The organism is Flavobacterium sp. M31R6 (assembly GCF_013284035.1).
GTDB lineage: Bacteria > Bacteroidota > Bacteroidia > Flavobacteriales > Flavobacteriaceae > Flavobacterium.
Map to the genome: position 1 here is coordinate 583,400 of NZ_CP054141.1, position 21,691 is coordinate 605,090.

Annotated in this window: 18 protein-coding genes; 10 read left to right on the forward strand and 8 right to left on the reverse strand. The window is 35.9% G+C overall.

Annotated elements, in window-relative coordinates; translation table 11 throughout:
* Positions 1-3 precede the first annotated feature (3 nt).
* The 10 genes from HQN62_RS02445 to HQN62_RS02490 all read left to right on the forward strand — a co-directional run bounded on the left by HQN62_RS02445 (position 4) and on the right by HQN62_RS02490 (position 9,783).
* Positions 4-534 (forward strand): GNAT family N-acetyltransferase, encoded by a 531-nt coding sequence (locus HQN62_RS02445; protein ID WP_173503189.1) that lies wholly within the window; start codon positions 4-6, stop codon positions 532-534.
* Positions 531-1,439, forward strand: coding sequence for an oxygen-dependent coproporphyrinogen oxidase (gene hemF / locus HQN62_RS02450; RefSeq protein WP_173503190.1), 909 nt, complete (start codon positions 531-533; stop codon positions 1,437-1,439). Before HQN62_RS02445 ends, hemF begins: the two co-directional genes overlap by 4 nt.
* A gap of 94 nt (positions 1,440-1,533) precedes the next feature.
* On the forward strand, positions 1,534-2,529 hold the full coding sequence (gene hemB, locus HQN62_RS02455) for a porphobilinogen synthase (protein WP_173503191.1): 996 nt from the start codon (positions 1,534-1,536) through the stop codon (positions 2,527-2,529).
* Positions 2,530-2,531: 2 nt separating this feature from the next.
* Positions 2,532-2,915 carry a c-type cytochrome gene (locus tag HQN62_RS02460; RefSeq protein WP_173503192.1) on the forward strand — a complete coding sequence of 128 codons (384 nt, stop codon included), beginning with the start codon at positions 2,532-2,534 and terminating at the stop codon, positions 2,913-2,915.
* A gap of 193 nt (positions 2,916-3,108) precedes the next feature.
* Positions 3,109-3,579 carry a methylated-DNA--[protein]-cysteine S-methyltransferase gene (locus HQN62_RS02465; RefSeq protein WP_173503193.1) on the forward strand — a complete coding sequence of 157 codons (471 nt, stop codon included), beginning with the start codon at positions 3,109-3,111 and terminating at the stop codon, positions 3,577-3,579.
* A gap of 129 nt (positions 3,580-3,708) precedes the next feature.
* Positions 3,709-4,422: a 3'-5' exonuclease gene (locus HQN62_RS02470; protein ID WP_173503194.1), complete on the forward strand. Its 714-nt coding sequence runs from the start codon at positions 3,709-3,711 to the stop codon at positions 4,420-4,422.
* Positions 4,423-4,613: 191 nt separating this feature from the next.
* Complete coding sequence (locus tag HQN62_RS02475) at positions 4,614-6,053, forward strand: nucleoside recognition domain-containing protein (protein WP_173503195.1); 1,440 nt, start codon at positions 4,614-4,616, stop codon at positions 6,051-6,053.
* A 327-nt stretch (positions 6,054-6,380) separates the two neighbouring features.
* A complete protein-coding gene (locus tag HQN62_RS02480) occupies positions 6,381-6,932 on the forward strand; it encodes a hypothetical protein (RefSeq protein WP_173503196.1) in 552 nt (183 codons plus the stop codon).
* An 8-nt stretch (positions 6,933-6,940) separates the two neighbouring features.
* On the forward strand, positions 6,941-7,456 hold the full coding sequence (locus HQN62_RS02485) for a BamA/TamA family outer membrane protein (RefSeq protein ID WP_173503197.1): 516 nt from the start codon (positions 6,941-6,943) through the stop codon (positions 7,454-7,456).
* A 725-nt stretch (positions 7,457-8,181) separates the two neighbouring features.
* Positions 8,182-9,783, forward strand: a complete 1,602-nt coding sequence (locus tag HQN62_RS02490; RefSeq protein WP_173503198.1) for a fumarate hydratase — start codon at positions 8,182-8,184, stop codon at positions 9,781-9,783.
* Positions 9,784-9,952: 169 nt separating this feature from the next.
* Here HQN62_RS02490 and HQN62_RS02495 read toward each other — a convergent pair whose 3' ends face one another.
* The 8 genes from HQN62_RS02495 to HQN62_RS02530 all read right to left on the reverse strand — a co-directional run bounded on the left by HQN62_RS02495 (position 9,953) and on the right by HQN62_RS02530 (position 21,682).
* Positions 9,953-11,215: an MFS transporter gene (locus tag HQN62_RS02495; RefSeq protein WP_173503199.1), complete on the reverse strand. Its 1,263-nt coding sequence runs from the start codon at positions 11,213-11,215 to the stop codon at positions 9,953-9,955.
* A gap of 66 nt (positions 11,216-11,281) precedes the next feature.
* Positions 11,282-11,749, reverse strand: a complete 468-nt coding sequence (locus HQN62_RS02500; protein ID WP_116796554.1) for a GNAT family N-acetyltransferase — start codon at positions 11,747-11,749, stop codon at positions 11,282-11,284.
* A gap of 334 nt (positions 11,750-12,083) precedes the next feature.
* Positions 12,084-12,458: a hypothetical protein gene (locus tag HQN62_RS02505; RefSeq protein WP_116796553.1), complete on the reverse strand. Its 375-nt coding sequence runs from the start codon at positions 12,456-12,458 to the stop codon at positions 12,084-12,086.
* Positions 12,459-13,141: 683 nt separating this feature from the next.
* The gene (locus tag HQN62_RS02510; RefSeq protein WP_173503200.1) at positions 13,142-16,444 is read right to left on the reverse strand and encodes a M4 family metallopeptidase; all 3,303 of its coding nucleotides are present in this window, start codon (positions 16,442-16,444) and stop codon (positions 13,142-13,144) included.
* A gap of 215 nt (positions 16,445-16,659) precedes the next feature.
* Positions 16,660-17,283 (reverse strand): hypothetical protein, encoded by a 624-nt coding sequence (locus HQN62_RS02515; protein ID WP_116796551.1) that lies wholly within the window; start codon positions 17,281-17,283, stop codon positions 16,660-16,662.
* A 190-nt stretch (positions 17,284-17,473) separates the two neighbouring features.
* Positions 17,474-18,133: a CoA transferase subunit B gene (locus tag HQN62_RS02520; protein ID WP_173503201.1), complete on the reverse strand. Its 660-nt coding sequence runs from the start codon at positions 18,131-18,133 to the stop codon at positions 17,474-17,476.
* Between the two features lie 133 nt (positions 18,134-18,266).
* Entirely contained in the window at positions 18,267-18,968 is a 702-nt protein-coding gene (locus HQN62_RS02525; protein WP_173503202.1) for a CoA transferase subunit A, read from the reverse strand.
* A 395-nt stretch (positions 18,969-19,363) separates the two neighbouring features.
* Positions 19,364-21,682: a penicillin-binding protein 1A gene (locus HQN62_RS02530; protein WP_173503203.1), complete on the reverse strand. Its 2,319-nt coding sequence runs from the start codon at positions 21,680-21,682 to the stop codon at positions 19,364-19,366.
* Between the last annotated feature and the right edge of the window lie 9 nt (positions 21,683-21,691).

Below are 21,691 nucleotides of genomic sequence, written 5' to 3' on the forward strand. Positions count from 1 at the left end.
GAAATGATAATCATTGAAAACATTTGTATTGATAAATTGAAACCGACGGATGCCAATCAGCTGCATCAGTTTATTATTGAGAATACGGAACGATTAAGTAAATTTTTCCCACTTACACTTTCTAGTAATAAGACATTTGAAAAATCAGTAGCATATATTGAAAGTAAAGAGAGAGAAATTCAACAGAAAGTAAATTTCACTTTTGCAATTAGAGAAATCGATACTCAAAAAATCATTGGATTAATTATCATTAAAAAAATTGATTGGACAAATAGAATTGGTGAATTTGCCTATTGTATTGGAAATGATTTTGAAGGGAAGGGTATGATTTCTAAAGCAGTTAAAGCTCTTTCAAGTTTTGCTTGCGATGAATTAGAATTAAAAACGCTCCAAATTATTGCTCACAAAACTAATTTGGGAAGCATTAAAGTGGCAGAAAATAATGGTTTTATTTGGCAAAAAACACTAATTGATGAGTTTAAACCAACAGATGAAGCTCCATTAGATATGGAATTATATGAATTAACAAAATGAAAAATAAATTTTACGCCTACATACAAAATCTTCAAGACCAAATCGTAGCAGGATTAGAAGCTGTTGACGGGCAAGCTAAATTCCGTGAAGATCTTTGGGAACGCCCGGAAGGCGGTGGAGGAAGAACCCGCGTAATCGAAAACGGAAAAGTTTTCGAAAAAGGTGGTGTCAATATTTCGGCAGTGCACGGAAAATTGCCAGATTCAATGCAAAAACTATTCAATGTAGGTGAAGCCGATTTTTTTGCCTGTGGTTTGAGTTTGGTTTTGCATCCAAAAAATCCAATGGTACCAACGGTTCACGCTAATTGGCGTTATTTCGAAATGTATGATGACAATGGAAGCGTGATTCAGCAATGGTTTGGCGGAGGACAGGATTTAACCCCTTATTATTTGTTTGAGGAAGATGCCATTCATTTTCATCAAACCTGTAAAACGGCTTGTGATAAACACAACCCTGAGTTTTACCCAAAATATAAAAAACAATGTGACGCCTATTTTTGGAATGCACATCGTAACGAAGCCCGCGGAATAGGTGGATTATTCTTTGATTATTGCAAAGCAACAAACGAAATGTCAATGGAAAATTGGTTTAACTTTGTTACAGAAGTTGGAAATAGTTTTCTTGAAGCCTATGTTCCAATAGTTGAAAGAAGAAAAAACCTGCCATATACTACTGAGAACAGAACGTGGCAAGAAATAAGAAGAGGACGTTACGTAGAATTCAATTTGGTGCACGATAAAGGCACTTTATTTGGATTAAAAACGAACGGAAGGATAGAAAGTATCCTGATGAGCTTACCGCCGAACGTGCAATGGGTTTACGATCATCATCCGGAGGCGGGAAGCGAAGAAGAAAAGTTATTGAAAGTATTAGAAAATCCTAAAGAATGGATTGCAGATTGATGATTAACGATTTGTGATTGCAGATTTTTTCTGTTGTCGCCAAGTTGTTTAAAATCATAATTCAGCAATCGTTAATCTAAAATCTAAAATCATTATGTTCCCATTACACAGAAACCGCCGTTTAAGAGTTAGCGAATCCATTCGTTCTTTGGTTAGAGAAACCACTTTAAGCCCAACCGATTTTATGTTTCCTATGTTCATCGCCGAAGGCGAAAATGTAAATGTCGAAATATCATCTATGCCCGGAATCTTCCGCCGTTCGATCGATTTGACGGTAGCTGAGGTTAAAGAAATTTATGCTTTGGGGATTCGTGCGGTCAATATTTATGTAAAAGTTAGCGAGAATTTAAAAGACAATACTGGAAAAGAAGCTTGGAATAAAGACGGCTTAATGCAGCAAGCCATTCGTGCCATCAAATCGGCTTGTCCGGAGATGATTGTGATGCCGGATGTGGCTTTGGACCCGTATTCCATTTATGGTCATGACGGAATTATTGCCAATGGCGATGTCGAAAACGACTCAACCGTTGCCGCTTTGGTAAAAATGGCTGTTTCTCATGCTGAGGCCGGAGCCGATTTTGTAGCGCCATCGGATATGATGGACGGACGCGTTTTGCGTTTACGCGAAGGATTGGACGCCGCAGGATTTCACAACGTTGGAATTATGAGTTATTCGGCAAAGTATGCTTCTGCGTTTTACGGGCCTTTTCGTGATGCATTGGACAGTGCGCCCAGAGAAGCGGATATTGCCGTTCCAAAGGACAAAAAAACATACCAAATGGACTATGCCAACCGCATCGAAGCCATCAAAGAAGCTTTATCCGATGTTGAAGAAGGTGCCGATATGGTAATGGTAAAACCCGGAATAGCGTATTTGGACATTGTTCGCGAAGTCAAAAATGCCGTGAATGTTCCCGTAACCGTTTTCCACGTATCTGGCGAATATGCGATGATCAAAGCCGCTGCCGAAAGAGGCTGGTTGGATAACGACAAAATTATGATGGAACAATTAATGTGTATCAAAAGAGCGGGAGCGAGTTTGATTTCGACTTATTTTGCGAAAGAAGCTGCTATTCTTTTAAACAAATAGTTATGAAAAAAGCACTTTTTTTATTCGCCGTTTTAGCATTCTTATCTTGTAAAAAAAAAAGTCAGGAACCATTTGGAAAACCTACAGAAAACACAACAGAAGTTCAAACACCGGAAGCATTAGGAAAGGAAATTTTCGAAGGCAAAGGAAATTGTGTCGCTTGTCATCAAGTGGATCAAAAAGTGATTGGACCAAGTATTAAAGAAATTGCCAAAATCTATAAAGAGAAAAACGGAAATATGATTGGTTTCCTTAAAGGCGAAGGCGAAGCGATTGTTGACCCAGCTCAATTTCCTGTGATGCAGGCCAATTTAGAAATCACAAAAGCATTTACTGAAGAAGAACAAAAAGCTGTTGAAGCGTATATAAATTCCAATCTGAAATAATAATTTTTAGGAGCTAATCCCGCTATCCGCTGCAATCTTTTACTTTTTAAAGAAAAAAGTAAAAGGATTTTCACTGCTATCGGGGCTAAAAAAAATAAGAACCATTTGTGTAAACGAGTGGTTTTTTTATTTCATCATTTTTAAATTCTTTACGAACTTTGCGATAACTTTGTGTTCAAATCTATTCAAAATTATGGAAACAGTCTACATCAAAACACCTTTGGGAATCGCAACAATTATAGGCGATGAAAATGGCGTATCGGTAATTTCAGTTTCCGATGAAGGAACAGTTTCGATAGAAATTCCAGCAGTTTTGCAGCAAGCCGTTTTGCAACTCAATGGTTATTTTGAGGGGAAGAGAGCCCATTTTGATTTCAAACTCAATCCACAAGGAACTGAATTTCAGCAAAAAGTGTGGAAAGCATTATTAGAGATTCCGTACGGAAAAACCAGAACATATCTCGAACAGTCAAAAGTTTTAGGAGATGTTAAAGCCATTCGTGCTGTGGCTTCAGCCAATGGAAAAAATCCACTTTGGATTGTTGTTCCTTGTCACCGAGTTATCGGTACCGATGGATCACTCACGGGCTACGCAGGAGGATTATGGCGAAAAAAATGGTTACTCGAACACGAAAATCCAACAACGCAACAAAGTTTGTTTTAAAAGATATTACTCAGATTACACAAATTTTCACAAATTGTTTTTTGTAATAAATTTTAACTACTTTTAAATTCCCAACTTCATTTTTGTATATTTAAAATCTGTGCAAATCTGTGTAATCTGTGTTTAAAAATGATTGAAAAAATAAACCTTAATAATATCCTTTTTCTTGACATTGAAACCGTTCCTGAAGTTGCGAATTACAACACTTTGGATGATGAAATGAAAGGACTTTGGGAACTCAAAACCCAATACCAACGTAAAGACGAGTTTTCGGGGGAGGAGTTCTACGATCGTGCCGGAATTTGGGCCGAGTTTGGAAAAATTGTCTGTATTTCGGTTGGGTATTTTACGATTAAGGGGGATATTCGTAATTTTAGAGTGACTTCTTTTTTTGGTGAAGAGCCAAAACTTTTGAAAGACTTCAATAATTTGTTGAACAATCATTTCAATCAACCACAACATGTTTTGTGCGGACATAACGCCAAGGAATTTGACATTCCGTTTCTTGCCCGCCGAATGATTATTAACCAAATTCCAATTCCCGAGAAACTTAATTTATTTGGGAAAAAGCCTTGGGAGATTGCACATTTGGATACTTTGGAGTTATGGAAATTTGGCGATTACAAACATTTCACTTCCTTAAAGCTACTGTGCAAAGTACTCGGAATCCCATCGCCAAAAGGCGATATTGACGGTAGTCAGGTAGGACACGTTTTTTATGTGGACAAAGACATTGACCGCATTGTCACTTATTGCGAAAAAGACACCATCGCCGTTGCCCAAATTTTCCTTCGATTGCGACGCGAAGATTTATTGATTGAAGAAGAGATTATTCATGTGTAAAAACAATGGCAATGGCAAAAATCAATAGCAATATTTAAACATCCAATTTTTGATTTTGATTAACTTTTGAAAATCAAGAATTTGATTTTTCATATTTAAAAATTCTTTTATTGATATTGCAGTTGATATTGATTTTTGCCATTGATATTGCAATTGACATTGATTTATTACATTTACAAAAATTATAAATTATGGTATTAAGTAGATTCTGGTTAGTCATTTTTATTTCATCGATTATCTTTATTGTTGTCAGTTTGTTTTCTGCCAATACGTACACCATTGATTATGTTTTGAATGGAAAAAAAGACGACCCAGTTTTAATTTCTGAAAAATATATCGAACAAGTTCCTGCTTTTATCAAAGACAGCATCAAGAAAGCAACGGATCAAACCATGATTATCAATCGTGATACGCTAAATGCCGATACGACTTATGTTTATAAAAATAAAACTGTAAAAATCTACAGTGGTGTTCAAAAATCGGATGGTTTATTGCCAACGTGTAAAAGCACTTTGCTTGATTTGATTTTGCCGCTTATGGCCTATTTAGCATTTTTCTGCGGATTGATGGAGCTTTTAATCATTTCTGGAGCATCCGGAAAATTGGCTAAATTGCTGAGTCCAGTATTTGTAAAAGTGTTCCCGAGCATACCAAAGGATCATCCGTCTATCTCCTACATGACTTTAAACTTTGCCGCCAATTTCTTGGGATTGGATTCTGCAGCAACACCATTTGGATTAAAAGCTATGGAAAGTTTACAAGAAATAAACCCCGAAAAAGACAAAGCGAGTGATGCTCAGATTATGTTTATGTGTCTCCATGCCTCAGGACTAACATTAATTGCAACTTCAATTATTGGTTATCGCGCTGCCGCTAATGCAACAAATCCTGCCGATGTTATGCTGCCTTGTATTATAACTTCTTTTATTGGTACAATTGCTGCTTTTTTAATTGTTGGAATTAGGCAAAAAATTAATTTCAAGAGCGCATCTCTAGTTATTGCTTTAATGTCATTAATTGCTGCCATTGTTGGGTTATTGATGTATGTAAACCATTTGGATTTAATCGGAAAAAACTATTTTACTTGTAATCTTTCGGCTTTGATATTAGTAGGGATTATTGCTTTTACTTTGATATTTTCATTTATTAAAGAGAAGAAATTTACCGAGGCTAAAACAACTGTTTTCGAAGCTTTTGTATCTGGAGCAAATAATGGAGTTAAAACAGGAGTTACAATTTTTCCTTATGTTTTGGGGATGTTAGTGGCGATTTCATTATTCAGAAACAGCGGATTGTTTGAAATTATCAGCAATTGGATTGCTTTTGCTTTTTCGAATATGGGAGTAAACAAAGAAATTACCGATGCTCTACCGGTAGCATTGCTTAGACCATTTAGTTCTGCAGGATCACGAGGTTTTTTAATTGATTCGATGAATACTTTTGGTGCCGATTCAATGACCGGAAGATTGAGCAGTATTTTTCAATGCAGTGCCGAGAGTACTTTTTATGTGATCGCGGTTTACTTTGGTTCGGTTAATATAAAAAATACCCGATACGCTTTAGGAACGATGCTTTTGGTCGATTTGATTTGTGTGATTACCGCAATTTTGGTGGCGGGTTGGTTTTTTTAACTAATTTGGTTAATAATTAATCCCCAAAAACCTGAGTTCGATTATTCAATAATTTATTATTTATTGATATCCTGCAAGGTTTTTTTCCAATCTTGTAGGTATGAATTCAGATGATAATTTATTTGTAAATAAGTTTTATTTTGTATAAATCGAACTCAGGTCAAAAGGATTTTATTTATGGTGTAATGTGTTTTGTTTCAGATTTTTTATTTTAAAAATTCTCAAAAATGATCAAAATTCCCTCGTATTCCTCAACATTTAAAATAATCTGTCTCAGTTTTTTATTGTTTTTTTTCAGTCTCTAGTTTTGCTCAGACCAAACCTAAAATGACTAAGGATGACCGAAAAAAAATGCTCCATGATACTCTTGACGGAAGATTGGACTTCAGTGCCATGATTGACAACACCAAAGGCTTTATTCCAGTACCGCTAATAATAACTGAAGCGGCTCTTGGTGGATTTGGTGTAGCTTTGGCGCCGGTTTACATTTCACCGCAAGAAAAACCCGTTGGTGACAAGGATTATATTGCACCTGCTGTAACAGGCGCTTTTGGAATGTACACGGCTAACAATTCTTGGATGATCGGAATTTACAGAAAAGAAGTTATTGCAAAATACGGATTGAAATACAAAGTTTTTCTAGGCTATATAGATTACAATCTTTCCTATTACAAAGAAGTCGAAAACAGGGACGACCAAAAATTTGATTTCAATTACAAGACGATTCCCGTTTTGTTGTCACTTTCTAAGAAAACCTTTAGTCATCTTTATCTCGGAGCAGAATATTTTCGTTCAAAAATGACAATCAGCCCTAATTTTGATTACGAACTCCCCCCAATATTACGGTCGAAGATTTCAAAAAAACCGTTGCCTCCCTAGGAGGTTTTTTGGATTGGGACAGAAGAAACACCATTTTTACTCCTGACAGTGGATATAGAATCAATGTGGCCTATAGCGTAAATGATGATTGGACCGGCAGTGATTACAAATTTGAAAAACTGGAGACTTTTGTGCATTATTTTTTCCCTGTTACCAATAAATGGATTTCAGGATTGCGCTTTGAGGCAGTACAATCCTACGGCAATGTGCCCTTTCATCAATTGCCAAGTATCAAACTGAGGGGAATTACAGCTTATCGGTACCAAGGGCAGGCGACTCTCGTTACCGAAACTGAACAGCGTTTTGACCTGAATACTCGCTGGAGCGTTTTAGCTTATGGCGGTCTTGGGAAAGTTTTCCAAAAGAATGAGAATTTCGCCGAAGCCAAGACGGTTTACAATTACGGAACTGGTTTTAGGTATCTTGTCGCCCGAACCTATGGGCTTCGTGCAGGTATTGATGTAGCCAAAGGGCCTGACAGTTGGGGGTATTATATTGTTTTTGGCCATAAATGGAATCGATAACAGATTTAAACTCGAATTGCTTTGTAGAAAATATTTCACGAAGATTCGCAAAATGGCTCCAAGATTCGCAAAGATTAATCCCTTTTTTAAGTATTATAGTAAACTTTGTGGTTCTTCGTGTTTTCTTTGAGAATCTTTGGGAAACAACTATTTAATGCAGATTTTCGATTAAATTCTGTTTGTTTTTTAAGAATAAATCCATGAGAGTAATTGCTAAAGGAAAAATGAAAACATCGAGAAAAATAATAATATATTTTTAGGAGTTTTAATTTATTTTTCATTCTTTTGGATCCAACTAACTCATTAAATAAATTTAAAAATGTCAAAATACACGAAATACATCGCAATAGGTTTGCTTCTTTTATTCTTAATTACTAGTTTCTTAAGATAAATCATTGATCAAAGTGCTCAAAAGTCTCGCTTAATGCGGGGCTTTTTGTTTTTATAAATCTAAATTTGATTGTAAATCTACAATCTAGCCAAAAAATCACCAATAATCACCATTAGCCCTGATCGAAACGGCATCCTTTGCTTTTTTCCTTTAAAAAAGCAAAGATATAGTGAAGAGCAGGAACCATATAACCAAAAATGCCCGATGCTTCTGCTTCTAAAAACAAACAATCAAACTTAAAATTTTTAATAATTTCTTTAAGGAACGTGATATAAATCAGTTAGGATTCCTTGAACAATTCTTATATTTGGCGTTCTTTAAAAAACAACAAACTATGGACTTTATATATCAGGATCCTTATCCAATTTTAAAAGACGATACCCAATACCGCAAAATCACATCCGATTTTGTAAAAGTTGAAAAACTTGGCGATAGAGAAATCTTGACTGTTGACCCAAAAGGCTTGGAGTTATTGGCACAAGAAGCTTTGAAGGACGTTTCATTTATGTTGCGTACTTCGCATTTGGAAAAATTAAGAGCGATTCTTGATGATCCCGAAGCGACGGACAACGACCGTTTTGTGGCTTATAATTTATTACAGAATGCAGTTGTGGCGATCGACGGGGAATTACCTTCGTGTCAGGACACCGGAACGGCGATTGTAATGGCCAAAAAAGGAGAAAACGTATATACAGGTGTTGACGATGCTGAATGGCTCTCAAAAGGGATTTTTAACACCTATCAAGAGAGAAATCTTCGTTATTCCCAAATTGTGCCTATCAGTATGTTTGAGGAGAAAAACTCGGGATCAAATCTTCCGGCGCAAATTGATATTTATGCCAAAAAAGGAGCTTCTTATGATTTCTTGTTTTTGGCAAAAGGTGGAGGCTCTGCCAACAAAACCTATTTATACCAACAAACGAAATCTTTATTGAATGAAAAATCTTTGGATGCTTTCATTCGTGCCAAAATAATGGACTTGGGAACTTCTGCTTGTCCACCGTATCACTTGGCTTTAGTGATTGGGGGAACCTCTGCGGAAGCAAATTTATCAGCCGTTAAAAAAGCATCTGCAGGTTATTTCGACCATCTGCCAACAACTGGAAATATGGCTGGCCAAGCTTTCCGTGATTTGGAATGGGAGAAACGAGTGCAGTTAATTTGCCAGGAAAGCCAGATTGGAGCGCAGTTTGGAGGTAAATATTTTACTCACGATGTTCGTGTAATCCGTTTGCCACGCCACGCAGCTTCTTGTCCAGTTGGATTGGGTGTTTCTTGTTCGGCTGATAGAAACATAAAGGGTAAAATTACTAAGGACGGTGTTTTCGTTGAACAATTGGAAGTAAATCCAAAACGTTTGTTGCCTGAAACGCCACCGCATTTGGAAGCAGCAGTTGATATTGATTTGAATCAACCAATGGCTGATATTCTTAAAAAATTGTCGCAATACCCAATCAAAACGCGTTTGAAATTAAACGGAACCTTGATTGTGGCTCGTGATATTGCACACGCCAAAATCAAAGAATTATTGGATTCCGGTAAACCAATGCCAGAATACTTTAAAAATCATCCTATCTATTATGCAGGACCTGCTAAAACTCCAGAAGGAATGGCTTCGGGAAGTTTTGGACCAACAACTGCAGGAAGAATGGATGTTTATGTGGAAGAGTTCCAAAAAAATGGTGGAAGTATGGTAATGCTTGCCAAAGGAAACAGAACCAAAGATGTGATGAATGCTTGTAAAACCTATGGTGGATTCTATTTGGGTTCAATCGGAGGTCCAGCGGCAATTTTGGCCAAAGAAAACATTCTTTCTGTTGAGGTAGTCGATTTTGAGGAATTAGGAATGGAAGCCGTTCGTAAAATCACCATTAAAGATTTCCCTGCTTTTATTATCACCGATGATAAAGGAAATGATTTCTTTGAGAATTTGTAGAAATTAACCGCAAAGAACGCAAAGTTTTACGCAAGGTTCGCAAAGAATATTTTACCGCGGATTCGCAGATTATTTCAAGTTTTTGAGATTTAAAATCTGCGAATCTGCGGTTTGCTTTTTTTGAAATATTCCTTGTAAATAAATTTTATTAAGCAATAGGCATTATTATTTATTTAGGACTTGCAGAGAAAAAAGATTGTACAATTTTCTCTTTAATGAGTTCCTTTTCTTTTTTGACTATAAAGACTAAACGGTAAGATAAAATAAAACCAATAAAGCCTAAAAAAAACAAGAAAATCCAATTAGCTCTATAGCCATATTTTGCAATAATTTCCATACCAGTTTTAGTACTTACTATCTGTGCCATACTGTAGCTCATAGTAAAAACGGACATAAATTTACCTTCGTGTTTTTTTAAAGATCGCTGTTTAACAAATGAATTAGCAAAAGGGAATGTCAGCATTACTCCAACGGTCATCAGAATCATCATCAATATTAAGGTGAAAATGTTATTTTCAATCAATAAAAACAAATATCCGATAGACATGGATAGAACGCCATATGAAAGCACTAAGAGTTTGTCTGTTTTTTTGGATTCAATATGCTTTACAATTGGTAATTCAAAAAGTAATATTATAACACCATTTAATGCCAAAAACAAACCTCCTTCTAGACTTGAAAAATGAAAAACTTCTTTATAATAAATGGATAAAGTGGTAAATATTTGAAAAAATAAAAAACCCGTTATCATAGTAACTAGAAGATGAATTAAAAAAGGCTTATCGTCAAAAACGGAACTAGTCTCTTTTAAATGCTTAAAGACTTTTAATTTATAAGGTAATTTCTTTTCCTTGACATAAATAGCAAATAATACAATACTTAAAATACAAGTTAATCCATCAATATAAAACAGGAAATTGTAATCTAAAACAGTGATTATAATGCCTCCTATAACAGGGCCAAACATAAATCCTAAATTTACCGCTGATCTTACTAAAGACAATGCCCTAGTTCTATCTGCTTTGAGAGCATAGGTATCTAACGAAACTAACATAGCTGGCCTATACATATCTGAAACGGTAGTTAAAAGCAAAACGCCAAAGCAAAAGCTATAAAAAGTAGTTAAAAACTGCAGTAAAATAAAGAGAATTCCTGTTGTGGACAAACTAAAAAGCATCACTTTGTAAAAGCCTATTTTATCTGATAACTTACCACTTATCCATGTTCCGATGAAGGAACCAATTCCGAAAAAAACCATCACCCAACCAATTTGGCTATACGTAAAATGGAGTTCCTCTAACATGTATTTAGATAGAAAAGGCACTACCATGGCGCCACATCGATTAATAAAAGTAGTTATTGCCAAAATTTTGACCTCTGGAGAAAATTCACTAAAATGTTGAAAATAATTTTTAAATATTTTTTTTATCATTGCATTTTTAATTTTGAAAAAATAACACTCATTTTAATTTTATTATAAATGGTTGAGATTCCTTTTTTATGGATTTAATTTCATTTCGTAATAATAATAATTGGAGATAAAGTTCATACGAGTAAAACCAAAACCTTCATAAAGCTGCTGTGCTGGATAGTTTTTGGTGTCCGTATTTAATGAAATATGATCTACTTTAGTTTTCCTTGCATACTCAATACATTTTATCATAATTAGTTTCCCAATATGTTTTCGTCTATACTCAGGTTTTACATATAGATAGGATATATGCCAGTTATAGTGTATTAGGGAAAGTACATTGACTTTGTGATATAAAACCATAAAAGCTATAGGAATGCCGTTTTCTTTTTTGACAAAAATCTTAGCTTTATTTCTGTCTAATTTATTTTTTAAAAATGATATTGCGTTTTCTAGATCAAGCAATTGTTCGTCAATTAATTTCGACTCATTAATTATATCAGCTACCAAATGAAAATCCCTGGATTTAATTTCTTCGATTTCATCTATATCCATTAAGAGAATGTTGGTTGTTGAGTTTCATATCATTGAATATTAGTCACTTACTTCTAAATAGTTTTAGGTTTGCTTGTGTTTATCTGCATAAAAGAAGTCTCAGTGTTATATAAAAACAAAAAATACCTCTTTCAAATAATCGAAAAAAGGTATAAATCACTGTCTTAAATTATATTAAAACACAAATCGAATAAAAAATTAACGGCTAAGAAGAAAGGCTAGAATGAATAATTCGATATATCTTCAATACTTTATTTATTATTGATGATTGTCTAAATTATTTAACATCACTAATTAAGTTTGAAATTTCAAATACGATTTGAGGAAAGAAAATTTATAATTTTCCAGAAATTTCTTTTTTGTATTTATTCAAAAGAGCTTTAGTCATTCCTAAATTTGCTTTAGATGAATCTACTGCTAAATAAATAAAATATTCATTGTTCTCTGAAATATCAATAATGTGTATTTGATTGGTTAGGTTGATCATAATATCATCAATAGACTCGTTTAGCCCTAAAGCACTAATAGCATTTAATTTGGCTTTTACTACTTCAAGATTGAAAGCTGAAGCTAATTCAGGATCAAAACTTGGGATAGCTGTATCACTATAATAGGATATTCCGCTTTTAATTTCAGATACGGCAACCGCTATGTATCCTGGTATGTTCTTTTTAACTTCTTCTCCAAATTGTTTTAAAAAATCTGACATGGTATTTGTTTTATGTTATCTGACAAAATTACATTATACAAATTAGAATATTTGTATATACAAGTAAAACAAATTGTTGAACAAACGTTAAATGAAATATTACCAATTAATTTGTTAATTTGTGCGTTTATATAGCGCAAAGACCTGGAAAAGCTTTATTTTTTTTATTTAATGAACAATTTCAAAAGAATAATTTCAAGTAAAACACAGTAATTTAATTAGATGATTTAACCTTTTCAGAAATTTAAAGGCATATTGTTTAACCAGAGTAATTGTTCTTTAAAATTGGTTTGGATAAATTAAGTACAATAAAGTGACTTTTTTGATAAATGGTACATAATAAAGAAGTATTCATTCAAAAAACATCAAATTACTTATGGTATTTCTGTTTTAAGATAAACTTTAGAGAGTAACTAATTTATATCACTGACTGTCCCTAACTCATACCAAGAATCTAAATATTGAAATTATACTTTGCGTCTCAGCGACTTTGCATGAAATTGTTTTCGAGCAGAGAGGCAAAGAACAGAAAGGATAAACTTTGTGAAAAACATTCAACAACTAATTTATTCTGTGAAGTGGTACTAGTCACGGATAGTCATATTAATTTATACAGGTAGACCGCCAAATGAGGCGGTCTTTTTTGTTTTTAAAACTGTCGTGAAAAGGGTTTTATTGGGAATTTACTTTTTAATGAACGTTTTGGTAAATTTTTGAGTTCCATCATTGAGTTCCAATATATAAACTCCTGGGCTTAAATAGTTGGTATTAATACTATTCTCAACTGTTTTTCCTGTAGCTATTTGGATACCAGATGATGTTATAATTCGATACGTGAATCCTTTATTTTCGGGATTGGTAATGTTTAAAATAGAACTGGTTGGGTTCGGAAAAATATAGTACGGATCTGTATTGGTAATGCTTTCAGAAGTGTTTGCAATTGGATTTGCAAAAGCAAAAATAGTGCTTGCGCCAATATTTACTGTATAATCTTCCACTTCGCCATAGTAGAAAGATTCACAGGCTGTTGATGCTGATGCTCTTTTTAGGGAAACCCGCATTCTTGTAGCACCAGTTAAAGCAGATGCTGGAACTGAAAAAGAGTACGAATTATTGGTAGCACTATTTGTTGATGTTGAAACTACTTTTTCGGAATTTTCAAAAGTTCCATTTTGATTGAAATCAATCCACACCCCCCAATAATCTTTGTATTTGTATGATTTGTATCCAATGCTCAATACTATTGTATTCGACCCATAAGGCAAATTTCCTGTTAGATTTGTGAAATTGCCATAACCTCCGTTGCCTGTTGTTGTGTTGGCTATTCCTCCGATGCCTACATAATCGATATATTCATATGCAACACTTGTTCCTTTAGACGCACAATAGGTTATGTTATTTGCAGCAGTTGTTACCGATACTGCATTGCTTGCAGGCGATAAGTTGTCTTTCGCATCCTTGGCTTTGATAGTAAAAGTATAGTCCGTACTTGGGCTTAATCCGGTTACAGTATAGCTAGTTCCGGTGACGGTGTTTACCAAAGTAGCACCATTATAGACATTATAACCTGTTACGGCTACATTGTCGGTTGCTGCTGTCCAAGACAAATTGGTGGTTGTGGATGTGGTGCCGCTGGCGGTGAGTGCTGTTGGTGCAGTTGGAGGCGTTGTGTCGGTTGCCAAAGTGGTAATATTGACTTCATTACTAGGATCCGATAAATTAGTTGCGGCGTCTTTGGCTCTAACCGTAAAGGTATAGGCTGTGCTCGGACTTAATCCAGTTACTGAATAACTTGTTCCTGTAACTGTTGTGATAAGTGTAGCTCCATTATAAACATTGTAACCCGTAACGGCCACGTTGTCTGTAGAAGCTGTCCATGATAAATTGGTTGCTATGTCTGTAGTTCCTGAAGCTGTTAAATTGGTTGGTGCAGTTGGAACTGTTGTGTCTGCGGGAGTAGGTAAGGTAGTTATTGACGCATCATTGCTAACAGCAGATAAATTGCCAGCTGCATCTTTTGCTTTTACGGTAAAAGTGTAAGCGGTAGATGCTGTCAATCCTGTCACATTGTAAGTTGTTCCTGTCACAGTTGTTATTAAGCTAGCACCATTATAGACATTGTATCCTGTTACGGCCACATTATCGGTAGCTGCTGTCCATGACAAATTTGTGGTTGTATCTGTAGTTCCCGAAGCGGTTAAGTCGGTTGGTGCTGATGGTGCGGTTGTATCAGTTGGACCCGCGTAGGCATCGCCAACACCTACTGCATAAAAAGCATTTGTTGTAGCGATTACTTCTGCTGATCCAGCTCCGTATAAATCGGTTGCTGATTGAATTCCGTAGGTTCTGGCATTGGCATAAGTTGAATTGGCCGTTAGGTAAACACTTTCAAGTCTAAAGGTTATTTTGGCTGCTTTTTCTATAGTAATTCCAGTTACCGAATAGCTCTTTCCTTTGTCATTTGTTCCCGATTTTCCCACGGACAAAATATAAAACCAATGATTTAAAACCCCGCTATTGGTGTGAACTCCGCAATAATCATTATAGCTAAAAGGAAAACCACAATTAGGGTTTTTCCAGTTGGTTCCGCCATAAGTGTCGGGCTGGCCTTCTGCTTTTGGATTGCTCATGGATCGTAAAGATAAATGTCCTGATCTTCTTTCGATATCTTCGCCTATAAGCCAAGTCGATTTGGTAGGAGCCGCAAAATATTCGATACAGGCACCCCAAATATCTGATAGTGCTTCGTTCATGGCACCTGATTCTTTTTGATAGGCTAAATTGGCTGTTTTCTCGCAGACGGCATGCCCAATTTCATGTCCGGCGACATCCAATGCCGTTAATATATCAAAATTAGTTCCGCTACCGTCGCCATAAGTCATTACGGAGCCGTCCCAAAAGGCATTATCATAGGCATTGTCATAGTGTACGTAGCTTTTGATTACGGCACCTGCATTATCATAACTATTTCGGCCATGTACGGTTGACCAATAATCGTAGGTTTTCTCGGCTCCCCAATGCGCATCGAAAGCTCCGTTGTCTTTGTTGGCGTTGTTATATTCGGCTGTGGTCCAATTGTTGTCTGCATCGGTGAAGTTTACGGCGTTGCTATAATTGGTGCCTTTTTTCATGTTGAAAGTGTTAATCCCGTTTCCTCTTGTGGCGTCGGCCAATATGTAGTTGGCTCCGCTTAAGGTTGTTTGTATGGTTTGGGAACCTGAATAACGAGTATCTGCATTGGCAGGAACAACCATTTTGTTCTGGTTTCCAGAATTTGTTTCTGCTTTTCCGTGGCTGTATTCCCCAAGATGTTTGATGGTCGCATTATAGAATAAGGTTTCTCCCGTTATGGCATCAATATAAATGTCGCCTCGACTTACTGGTTTTGTGGCATAAATGTCAAATTTATAGGCTAATCGCAAAGGGGTATCTTTCGTGTTAGAATTGTCCCCATCCAAAATTGGAAGCCAAACTAATTCGCCAATCGGTTTTTTGTAGTTGAACATTTTGGCGTCTTCTGGGATTTCCCAAAGGTAGGTTTGGGCTCCTATTTGTTGTAGCGCTTTCGCAAATGCTTGGTCTTGCGATAAAGTAGGAATGGCGTTCAATAAATCGGTTTTATAGAATTCACCGTTCATCGAGCTCAATTTTCCGGCTGCCGAATGCAAAGTGTATGTGGAAAATTCTACTTTGATACCGTTATGAAACAATTGAAATTTCTCATGGGAAACGCCCAATTTGTCAATTTCAGATTTGATTTTTGTAAAATTTGAATTGCCTTTTAATCCCAATTGATCTTTGAAAAGTTGTTGGTAATCACTTATCTTATAAGTTGATTTACTTGTAAAAGTTATCAAGGTCGGAATGCCTTTTTCGTTGGTGATTTTTTTTAAAACATTTTTATCTCCTTCTTGAGAAAATAGTGTCAGTGTGGAAAAGGAAAAAATGATTAGGCAGATACCCTTTTTAAGTAATGTGTTTTTCATGGAATTTATTATTAAATAATGAATAATCCGTTGTGAAAAATGGGGTAATCAAATTTAGGAATATTTTCGAAATTGGAAGGAATGTTTTTGGTTATTTTGCTCTTTATAAGGTTTTTACGTAAATAAACGTAGTCTTTTACATCAAATTTTTATTTTTCAGGTATAAAAAAAAGCAACTCAATCGAGTTGCTTTTTAATTGTTATTTTGTTTTTCTTTATTTGAAGTTAAATCCTACTATAGCTCCCAATCCAAATTGGAAAGAATTCGTATAAGTAGAAACCGCAACTGGCCCCCAATAACCCCAATAAGTGTCAGTACCGGTATTGATAACCATAGATTGAAGAGAGGCTTGTAGACTTATGGAAACAACAGAAGGTGTTTTGATTTTTACCCCGCCTTTAATTTCCCATGCAAAATTAGTCTCACTTCCTGAATGTGGTGTTTCTAAAATTCCTATACCAATTCCACCACCTAGATAAGGGACTGCATTACCGCCATGATCAAAATAATGATTTCCACCTAGAAGAACATAGTTTATTGCTCCACTGTCTCCTCCATTGTTGTTAATTTGACCTCCACCAGGAAGATCACTATAAGCTGGCATTGAAGTGTCCAATCTTAAGTATTTTAATTCGATAGATGAAGATTTTTGAGGGAAAAACTCAAAACCTACTCCGTATTCAAAACCATCATCTATAGTAGCATGGCCATAATCAAACTCAATTCGATCCGAAAAAACGTAGCTTCCATAAACATCTAGGACAACTGATCCTCTATCTTGAGCCATCATGCCTGCTGAAAATAAAAAAGCGATTAGTAATAAACTGTAATTTTTCATAATTTGTTTGTTTTGTTTGTTTCTAACAAATATAAATAAAAAATTAAAAGGATTACAAATTATATGTTAAATGACGGCTGTTTAATAAAAAAGCAATTTAGATGCTAGACAGTTATCTTAATTTTGTTTTTTTAGATTTAAGTAAAAAAAAACAACTCGTAAGAATTGCTTTTTTTAATCAGATGGAGTTTTAATCAATTATCATTTCCGGAATTTCACCTTCTATGATTAAATTGGCTTCTGTGGAAGCTATAATATGTTCTACCGTAACTCCAGGTGCTCTTTCCAATAGTTTAAAACCTTTTGGCGTGATTTCCAAAACGGCTAATTCGGTCACAACTTTCTTAACGCAGCCAACACCTGTTAATGGCAATGTACATTTTTTTAGTATTTTGGATTCGCCGGCTTTATTGACATGCATCATTGCCACGATAATATTCTCGGCAGATGCTACAAGATCCATGGCTCCCCCCATTCCTTTGACCATTTTTCCTGGGATTTTCCAGTTGGCAATATCTCCATTTTCTGAAACTTCCATAGCGCCCAGAATGGTTAAATCGACATGTTGTCCCCGTATCATACCAAAACTGGTTGCTGAGTCAAAAAAAGAAGCTCCAGGCAAAGTGGTGATGGTTTGTTTTCCCGCATTGATGATATCGGCATCTTCGTCGCCCTCGAAAGGGAAGGGTCCCATGCCCAGAACGCCATTTTCGCTTTGAAATTCGACGTCAATTCCTTTCGGGATATAGTTGGCCACCAAAGTTGGAATTCCGATGCCTAGATTCACGAAATAACGGTCTTTAAGTTCTTTTGCAATTCGTTTTGCAATTCCTATTTTATCTAATGCCATATGTTTTGTGTTTTAAAATCTAAAAAGCGAAATAATCTAAAAATTAATATTCAAGTATTATCTGCTCTCTAAAGATTCTATATTCTTTACTCTATATTCTAATTTCTGCAATCTGCGTTCTGCAATCTAAAATCTAATCTCTTTTTCTGGTCGTGCGTTGTTCAATTCTTTTCTCGTACTTTTCTCCTTGGAAAATGCGTTGAACCAAAATTCCAGGTATGTGAATTTGGTTGGGATCTAAAGTACCTGCTTCGACTAATTCTTCTACTTCGGCTACGGTGATTTTGGCAGCGCCACACATACACGGATTAAAGTTTCTGGCAGTTCCTTTGAAGATGAGGTTTCCGGCGGTATCGCCTTTCCAGGCTTTTACTATGGCAAAGTCAGCTTTGAAGGCGTGTTCCATAATATGCATTTTGCCATTGAATTCACGAACTTCTTTTCCCTCGGCCACTTCGGTTCCATAACCTGCTGGAGTAAAAAACGCAGGAATTCCTGCTTGAGCAGCACGACATCTTTCAGCCAATGTTCCTTGTGGGATGAGGTCTACTTCAAGTTCTCCCGAAAGCATTTGGCGTTCGAATTCGGCATTTTCTCCTACATAGGAAGAGATCATTTTTTTGATTTGTTTTTTTTGCAAAAGCAAACCAAGTCCAAAATCATCCACTCCTGCATTATTTGAAATACAGGTTAGGTTTGTGGTTTCTTTTTGAACCAATTCGGCGATGGAGTTTTCGGGTATGCCACACAATCCGAAGCCACCGAGCATAAGGGTCATTCCGTTTTCAATTCCTTGAAGTGCTTCTTTGACGTTATTTACTTTTTTGTTAATCATAATAATTCTTTTATAACTATATCGATTTCGTTTTTTGTTTTTAAAAATTAGAACATTTCGGTTTTCTGTGAAGTATTATTATTTAATGGATTGAAAAATGGACCTCAATTGAAGAAAACGAATTTATAAAGCAAATCTAATAAAATAATCGCATTAATTTGGTTTCAAAAAACATATTAAATGTGATAATATTTTATGGCCAAGATAAATATAAAACGGGATGGTTTGCAGGATTTGCGTGAGGGACAGAAGCAAGCTACCGAAGTAGCGCGGATGGACCGACACCATAAAGAAAAGGGACCGAATCACCGGCATAGTGAATTGGTCCCTTTTCTTTATGGTGGCACGCCCAATTTGAATTTAAATTATCCATTGTTGGGATGAAAGCCTATTTTTTATAATGAAAATTCTTCCGTGTCTTGTTCAGGAGTGGCAGTAGAGTCTTTTACTACTGCTGCTCGTGGAGTGTAACAATCTACTTTGATAGAAAGATTCTTAGGTCTTTCAAAATCTTCTTTGGATATGTTTAAGCCTTTGTCAGCATAACATTTTTCCATGAAATAGCCCCAAATAGGTAAGGATGTCGCAGCTCCTTGTCCATAGGTTAGTGTTTTGAAATGTGCGGAACGGTCCTCGCAACCTACCCAAACACCTGTTACTAGGTTGGGCACCATTCCCATAAACCAACCATCGGATTGATTTTGTGAAGTTCCTGTTTTTCCCGCGATTGGATTGGTAAACATATAGGGATATCCTGTCCAACGTTTGTCACCGTTTCCTCCATTTTGAGTTCTTAATCTGGCACCAGACCCAGTTTCGGTAACACCTTCCAATAATTTAATTACTGCAAATGCGATGTCTTTGTTTAAAACATCATGTGATTCCGGGATTGGTTCGTAGATAACTTCACCACTTTTGTTCTCGATTTTTGTCAAGAATTGTGGTTTGGTATAAACTCCTTGGTTCGCAAATGTACTGAAGGCAGCCACCATATCTTCTACGGTAATTTCCACAGCTCCCAAAGCGATTGACGGCTGATTGATGATTTCGGATTTAACCCCTAATTTATGGGTTAATTCAATTACGGCTTCTGGACCTACTTTGTCGATTAACTTAGCCGATACCGTATTGATGGAATGAGCCAACGCCTGTTTTAAAGTTACCATTCCGCGGTAATTATTGTCGGAGTTTCTAGGTTCCCAATCTTCGGTTACGTGGTGACGTCCTTTTCGAATTATAAAAGGCCCATCAAGAATGGAATCACAAGGAGACATATTCAATTGTTCGATTGCTGTAGCGTAAACGAACGGTTTGAAAGTTGAACCTACTTGTCTGGCTCCTTGACCTACGTGGTCATATTGAAAATATTTGTAATTGATACCACCAACCCAAACTTTGATATTACCCGTTTGAGGTTCCATAGACATCACACCCGCTTGTAAAAAATGTTTGTAATAACGAATGGAATCTAGTGGAGTCATGATAGTATCTCTTTCTCCTTTCCAAGTGAAAACCGTCATTTTTGTTTTTTCGCTGAAGGTTTTGATAATTTCTTCGTCGCTTTTGTCTTGTTCTTTCAAAGCAGCCCATCGACCAGACGATTTCATGGCTTGATTAATGATACGTTGGGTTTCAGCTTCAGAAATATTTACAAAAGGAGCATTTTTATTGCCTTTGGCTTGTTCGAAAAACTCTTCTTGCATATTAGCCATATGGGCAGCAACTGCTTCTTCGGCATAAGCTTGCATTCTGGAATCTATAGTAGTATAGATTTTAAGTCCATCTTTGTAAATATCATAATCGGAACCATCTGGTTTTTTGTTTTCGTCCACCCATTTCTTCATGTAATCACGAAGATATTCTCTAAAATAAGTGGCAGTTCCTTCTCTATGGCTTTCCAGTTTGAAATGTAAAGTAATAGGTAAACTTTGCAATTGATGTTTTTGGTCTTCGGTAATGAGGTTCGCTTTTTCCATTTGCGAAAGGACTACATTTCTTCGGTTTTTTACCCCAACTGGATTTTTTACAGGATTATAAAGTCCTGAGTTTTTGAACATACCCACTAAAATAGCCGATTCGTCAATGGTTAAATCTTTGGGTTCTTTTGAAAAATAAGTTTTTGCAGCTGAACTAACGCCTACGGAATAGTTTCCAAAATCATATACATTGCAATACATTGCTATGATTTCATTTTTGGTGTATTGTCTTTCCAAACGAATGGCGATAATCCATTCTTTAGCTTTTTGTACAATTCGGAAAGGCAAAAACTTAGATCCTTCACCGTGAAATAATTGTTTGGCTAATTGTTGGGTCAAGGTACTGGCTCCTCCGCTGGTTCCCAAACTGGCAATGGCTCTTAATGTTCCTCTTCCGTCGATACCGGAATGCTCATAAAAACGGGCATCTTCAGTAGCTATCAAGGCTTGAACTAAGTTTTTTGGTAAATCAGAATATTTTAATGCAGAACGGTTTTGCTTGAAATATTTACCCAAAACGACACCATCAGAGGAGATAATTTCGGTGGCAAGATTGGAATCCGGATTTTCCAAATCTTCAAATGAAGGCATGGATCCAAATAAACCCCATGAGGCAAATAGGAAAAATAAAGCAATGATTCCCAATCCATAAAAATAAATTTTCCAAAACTGTCTGGAATAATATTTAACATCTTTATCGATGCCTTTTGTCTGAGTGTTACTTTTTTTTATAGCCATAATCGTGTC